Origin of the sequence: Fluviibacterium sp. S390, from assembly GCF_049800695.1 — a bacterium.
Classification (GTDB): domain Bacteria; phylum Pseudomonadota; class Alphaproteobacteria; order Rhodobacterales; family Rhodobacteraceae; genus Meridianimarinicoccus.
Genome location: NZ_JBNAFN010000001.1, coordinates 395,944 through 401,979, shown reverse-complemented (window position 1 = coordinate 401,979; position 6,036 = coordinate 395,944). Strand labels below are relative to the sequence as shown.

Here is a 6,036-nt window from a genome sequence, read left to right as displayed (position 1 = left end):
AGGAGGCCATCATGGCAAAGGAAAAGTTTGACCGCAGCAAGCCGCACGTGAACATTGGCACGATCGGCCACGTTGACCACGGCAAGACGACGCTGACCGCGGCGATCACCAAGTATTTCGGTGATTTCAAGGCCTACGACCAGATCGACGGCGCGCCGGAAGAGAAGGCCCGTGGCATCACCATCTCGACCGCGCACGTGGAATACGAGACCGACAACCGCCACTACGCGCACGTCGACTGCCCCGGCCACGCCGACTATGTGAAGAACATGATCACCGGTGCCGCGCAGATGGACGGCGCGATCCTGGTGGTGAACGCGGCCGACGGCCCGATGCCCCAGACCCGCGAGCACATCCTGCTGGGCCGCCAGGTTGGCATCCCGAAGATGGTCGTGTTCATGAACAAGGTCGACCAGGTGGACGACGAGGAGCTGCTGGAGCTCGTGGAAATGGAAATCCGCGAACTGCTGGAAAGCTACGAGTACCCGGGCGACGAGATCCCGATCATCGCCGGATCGGCGCTGGCCGCGATGGAAGGCCGTGATCCGGAAATCGGCGAGAACAAGATCCGCGAACTGATGGCGGCCGTGGATGAGTACATCCCGACCCCGGACCGCGCCGTGGACCAGCCGTTCCTGATGCCGATCGAGGACGTGTTCTCGATCTCGGGCCGCGGCACCGTGGTTACGGGGCGTGTCGAGCGTGGCGTGATCAACGTCGGCGACAGCATCGAGATCGTCGGCATCCGCGCCACCACCACCACCACCTGCACCGGTGTGGAAATGTTCCGCAAGCTGCTGGACCGTGGTGAAGCGGGCGACAACATCGGCGCGCTGCTGCGCGGCATCGACCGTGAAGGCGTGGAGCGCGGGCAGGTTCTCTGCAAGCCGGGTTCCGTGACCCCGCACACCAAGTTCGAAGCCGAGGCCTATATCCTGACCAAGGAAGAAGGCGGCCGTCACACGCCGTTCTTCGCGAACTACCGTCCGCAGTTCTACTTCCGCACCACCGATGTGACCGGCACCGTGACGCTGCCGGAAGGCACCGAGATGGTGATGCCGGGTGACAACCTGAAGTTCGAGGTCGAGCTGATCGCCCCGATCGCGATGGAAGAAAAACTCCGCTTCGCCATCCGCGAAGGCGGCCGCACGGTTGGGGCAGGGGTCGTTTCCAAGATCATCGAATGATCCAGGTTTGAAGCGCCCCTCGGCGCCTCAGGCATGACGATCAGGGGCCGCACCTTCGGGGGCGGCCCCTTTTTAATGACCGGCGGGGCGGGCGATGGCACCGGCGCGTCATACGGGTCCGGTGGTGAAGCTCAGGGCGGCACCGTTGATACAGTGCAGCGATGTCTTGCCCACGGTCAGGATGTGGCCCAGATGAGAGCCGCAGCGGCGGCAGTGTGCCTCGATGATGGACAGGACGCGGATGTCGGTCATCCCGACATAGGGATTGCCATCAATCCCCATCAGGATCGCGTTGGGTTCGGCATGCCGGAAGAAGGCCCAGCCGACACCCGGATAGACCTGCCAGACCGAGGAATAGAGGGTCAGGTCGCAGCCCTTGCAAGCATATTGACCTTCATCGTGGGCGTTCCAGAAGGGGCTGGAAAACTTCTCTTCGGTGCCGCCCTCGCGCAGGATGTGGTACTCTGTTTCGCTCAGGCGGGCGCGCCATCCGGCCTCGCTGCGGGTGATTTCGAACTTGAAGTCGTCGCCGGGCGTTTCGGCCGCAGCCGTGCGGATCTGGGCCGCGCCCAGGGCTGCGATGGCCGTGCTGCTCAGAAAGACACGCCTGCTCAGGGTCGGGGCCGTCATGGGGGGTCTCCTTGAAAACGGAACGGGAAGAAATCATGGCTCAGCCTACCGCCCCGACCGGGACACGGAGAAACCACCACTCGGAGAGCATCTTGTGATCTTCCCGCCGCTTTTGGCTTGCGGCCCGCAGCGAATACGCTTATCCAGCAGGCCGGCCTAGGGGTTTAGCTCAGTTGGTAGAGCATCGGTCTCCAAAACCGAGGGTCGTGGGTTCGAGTCCCTCAGCCCCTGCCAGTCCTTCAGACATCGTGAATACGCGCGCCTTCGGGCGCCCGGCGTTGTCCGGCGATTCCTCGTGACAGGGCGGCACGGCTTTGACAGGCTGTCATGGCGCAATCCACTTCCGGAGGGGCCATGACCGACGCGTTTCTCGACCATATCGGCACCACGCTGGACAGCCTCAGGGCCGACGGGCTGTATAAAACCGAACGCGAGATCACCTCGCCGCAGGGCGGGCGCATCGACGTGCAGCGCAATGGCACCGTGCAGAACGGAGTGCTGAACCTATGTGCCAACAACTATCTGGGACTGGCCGATCATCCGGCCCTGATCGCCGCCGCGAAGTCCAGCTATGACGACTATGGCTATGGCATGGCCTCGGTCCGGTTCATCTGCGGCACCCAGGACATTCACCGCAAGCTGGAGCGTCGCCTGGCCGCGTTTCTGGGCAAGGACGACGCGATCCTGTTTGCCGCCTGTTTCGATGCCAATGGCGGGCTGTTCGAGCCGCTGCTGGGCCCCGAGGATGCCATCGTCTCGGACGCGCTGAACCATGCCTCGATCATCGACGGGGTACGGCTGTGCAAGGCGCAACGCTATCGCTACGCCAATTCCGACATGGCCGATCTTGAGGCGCAATTGCAGGCCGCCCGCGATGGCGGCGCGCGCTTCGTGATGATCGCCACGGATGGCGTTTTTTCCATGGACGGCTATCTGGCCAAACTGCCCGAGATCACCCGGCTGGCCCGCGAATACGATGCGCTGGTGATGGTGGATGATTGCCACGCGACGGGGTTCATGGGGCCGCAGGGGCGCGGCACGCCCGCGCATTTCGGGGTCGAGGTCGATATCCTGACCGGCACGCTGGGCAAGGCGCTTGGCGGGGCCATCGGCGGCTATATCGCCGGGCCGCAGGTGGTGGTCGATCTGCTGCGCCAGCGGGCGCGGCCCTATCTGTTTTCCAACTCGCTGCCGCCGTCGGTGGTGATGGCCGGTCTGGCGGCGCTGGATCTGGTCGAGCAGGGCGACGCCCTGCGGGCGCAACTCTTCGAGAACACTGCCTATTGGCGAAACGGGCTGGAAAGCCTCGGTTTCACCACCTTGCCGGGGGAGCACCCCATCGTGCCGGTGATGCTGGGCGAGGCGCGGCTCAGCCAGGATCTGGCGGCAGCCCTGTACGACCGCGGCGTCTATGTCGCCGGGTTCTTCTTCCCGGTGGTGCCGAAAGGGCAGGCGCGCATCCGCACCCAGATGAACGCAGCACTGACACGCGAGGATCTGGATCAGGCACTGGACGCTTTCGCTGCGGCAGGCCGGGCCGTGGGGGCGCTGTCATGAGCAACCAGATGAAGGCCCTTGTGAAAGCCCGCGCGGAAATGGGCCTGTGGATGGAGCGTGCCCCGGTCCCCGAGATCGGCCCCGACGACGTGTTGATCCGCATCCGCAAGACCGGCATCTGCGGCACCGATGTGCACATCTGGAACTGGGACGACTGGGCCGCGAAGACGGTGCCGGTGCCGCTGATCACCGGGCATGAATTCGCCGGCGAGATCGTCGAACTGGGCCGTGACGTGACCGACCTGAAGGTCGGACAGCGCTGTTCCGGCGAGGGGCATCTGATCGGCCACCATTCGCGCCAGTCGCGGGCGGGCAAGTTCCACCTTGATCCGGAAACCCGTGGCATCGGCGTGAACGAGCAGGGCGCCTTTGCCGAATACCTGCGGCTGCCGGCCTTCAACGTGGTGCCGCTGCCCGATTCGATCCCGGACGAGATCGGCGCCATTCTCGACCCGCTCGGCAATGCCGTGCATACCGCGCTCAGCTTCGATCTGATTGGCGAGGACGTCCTGATCACCGGTGCCGGGCCCATCGGCATCATGGCCGCCGCCGTGGCCCGCCACGTCGGCGCGCGCCATGTGGTCATCACCGACATCAATCCCGACCGGCTGGACCTGGCGCAAGCGGTCACCGATCTGCGCCCGGTCAATGTGGCGAACGAAGACCTGAAGGATGTCATCGCCGAACTGGGGATGCGCGAAGGATTCGACGTCGGCATGGAAATGTCCGGCAACCAGATTGCGCTGGATCAGATGGTCGAAGGCATGGTCATGGGCGGGCGCATTGCCATGCTGGGCATACCGCCCGGAAAATCCCCCGTGGACTGGTCGCGCATCGTCTTCAAGGCGCTGACCATCAAGGGCGTTTATGGCCGCGAGATATTCGAGACCTGGTACAAGATGATCGCGATGCTGCAGAACGGTTTGGATGTTTCGCGCGTCATCACCCATCGCTACCCGGTGGACGATTTCGTGGAAGGCTTCGAGGTCATGCGCTCGGGCAAGAGCGGCAAGGTGGTTCTGGACTGGGGCTGACGCCCCAGCGCTGCCGCCGGTTTCGTCCCGTGGCGTCGCGCGCAAGAGGGCCGCTTGAATTCCCCGTCCGAAAGGCGTATCTGCCGCCCATTGCGCAAGAAGGACTCCGTAGACGATGGCGAAGACCAACCCTTTCCAGTTCATCCAGCAGGTGCGTGGTGAAGTAGCCAAGATCGTCTGGCCCAGCCAGCGTGAAGTGCTGCTGACCTCGGCCATGGTGCTGGCGATGGCGACGCTGACGGCCATCTTCTTCTTCTTTGTGGACTTCCTGATCCGCAACGGGCTGACGCTCACTCTGAACTTCTTCGGCAGCTGATCCCGCCCCGGCCCGGCGCCCCGACCGACATTGTGACTTGTCATTCGGGCGTCAAAGGTCTAGCACACCGTGTGTTCTGGATGAGGGCGTGCAATGATTCGTGTTGCGCGCCGCTTTTTTCTTCCGGAATGCTTGAAAAAATTACACACGATCAGGGCCTTACGGGGCTCGGCAAGACGACGTAAAGGCGGCGAGCAAGATGGCGAAACGGTGGTATTCGGTCAGCGTTCTTTCGAATTTCGAAAAGAAGATCGCTGAACAGATCCGGACCGAGGCCGTCGAGAAGGGCCTTGAGGACGAGATCGAAGAGGTTCTGGTCCCTGAAGAAGAAGTGATCGAAGTGCGCCGGGGCAAGAAGGTCTCGGTACCGCGTCGCTTCATGCCCGGCTACGTGCTGGTACGGATGGAAATGACCGATCGGGGTTACCACCTGATCAACAGCATCAACCGGGTGACCGGATTCCTCGGGCCCCAGGGCCGGCCGATGCCCATGCGCGATGCCGAGGTGAACCAGATCCTGAACCGCGTCGAAGAGGGCGAGGCCCAGCCGCGCACCCTGATCCACTATGAGATCGGCGAGCGCGTGAAGGTCAACGACGGCCCGTTCGAGGATTTCGACGGCATGGTCGAGGAAGTGGACGAAGACAACCAGCGCCTCAAGGTGACGGTGTCGATCTTCGGGCGCGAAACGCCCGTGGAATTGGAATTCACGCAGGTCACCAAACAGGCCTGACGTGTCAGACGTGGGAGGCTTTCCGGGCGCGCCCGGCCGGCTGAACCACGGCAACCCAAGGCCGCCGACGCGTTGGCGGCTGTTGTAGGGCGGGGCGACCCGCCGCTGGAAGAAGGAGAGGCCTCATGGCCAAGAAACTTGCTGGGAAGATGAAGCTTCAGATCCCCGCCGGCAAAGCGAACCCGAGCCCCCCCGTGGGTCCGGCGCTGGGTCAGCGCGGCATCAACATCATGGAATTCTGCAAGGCGTTCAACGCCAAGACGCAGGAAATGGAAGCCGGCGCGCCGTGCCCGACCGTGATCACCTACTATCAGGACAAGTCCTTCACCATGGACATCAAGACGCCGCCCGCGTCTTACTACCTGAAGAAGGCCGCAGGTCTGAAGCCCGTGGGCAAGCGCAACCGTCCGCGCGGTGCCGAGAACCCCGGCCGCGACACCGTGGCGACCGTGACCGTGGCCCAGCTGCGTGAAATCGCCGAAGCCAAGATGAAAGACCTCAGCGCGAATGACGTTGAAGCCGCAATGAAGATCATCGTGGGCTCTGCCCGCTCGATGGGCATCGAGGTGAAAGGCTGAT

The 6,036-nt window shown here is 63.5% G+C and carries 7 protein-coding genes and 1 tRNA gene; 7 read left to right on the top strand and 1 reads right to left on the bottom strand.

Annotated features, from left to right (window positions below; genetic code table 11):
• Positions 1-11 precede the first annotated feature (11 nt).
• Positions 12-1,187, top strand: a complete 1,176-nt coding sequence (gene tuf, locus ACP15K_RS02010) for an elongation factor Tu (protein ID WP_193139789.1) — start codon at positions 12-14, stop codon at positions 1,185-1,187.
• A gap of 108 nt (positions 1,188-1,295) precedes the next feature.
• On the opposite strand, the gene ACP15K_RS02005 is transcribed toward tuf, so the two are convergent.
• Positions 1,296-1,817 carry a peptide-methionine (R)-S-oxide reductase gene (locus ACP15K_RS02005; protein WP_193139787.1) on the bottom strand — a complete coding sequence of 174 codons (522 nt, stop codon included), beginning with the start codon at positions 1,815-1,817 and terminating at the stop codon, positions 1,296-1,298.
• Between the two features lie 158 nt (positions 1,818-1,975).
• Here ACP15K_RS02005 and ACP15K_RS02000 point away from each other — a divergent pair.
• From ACP15K_RS02000 to rplK, 6 genes are all read left to right on the top strand, one after another.
• A tRNA-Trp gene (locus ACP15K_RS02000) sits at positions 1,976-2,051 on the top strand.
• Between the two features lie 120 nt (positions 2,052-2,171).
• The gene (locus tag ACP15K_RS01995; RefSeq protein ID WP_424989657.1) at positions 2,172-3,374 is read left to right on the top strand and encodes a glycine C-acetyltransferase; all 1,203 of its coding nucleotides are present in this window, start codon (positions 2,172-2,174) and stop codon (positions 3,372-3,374) included.
• An 8-nt stretch (positions 3,375-3,382) separates the two neighbouring features.
• A complete protein-coding gene (tdh, locus tag ACP15K_RS01990; protein ID WP_193140128.1) occupies positions 3,383-4,408 on the top strand; it encodes an L-threonine 3-dehydrogenase in 1,026 nt (341 codons plus the stop codon).
• Between the two features lie 115 nt (positions 4,409-4,523).
• A complete protein-coding gene (secE, locus tag ACP15K_RS01985; RefSeq protein WP_193139783.1) occupies positions 4,524-4,724 on the top strand; it encodes a preprotein translocase subunit SecE in 201 nt (66 codons plus the stop codon).
• A 199-nt stretch (positions 4,725-4,923) separates the two neighbouring features.
• The gene (nusG, locus tag ACP15K_RS01980) at positions 4,924-5,457 is read left to right on the top strand and encodes a transcription termination/antitermination protein NusG (RefSeq protein WP_193139781.1); all 534 of its coding nucleotides are present in this window, start codon (positions 4,924-4,926) and stop codon (positions 5,455-5,457) included.
• 125 nt (positions 5,458-5,582) lie between these two features.
• Positions 5,583-6,035 carry a 50S ribosomal protein L11 gene (gene rplK, locus ACP15K_RS01975; RefSeq protein ID WP_193139779.1) on the top strand — a complete coding sequence of 151 codons (453 nt, stop codon included), beginning with the start codon at positions 5,583-5,585 and terminating at the stop codon, positions 6,033-6,035.
• The last annotated feature ends 1 nt before the right edge of the window (position 6,036 follow it).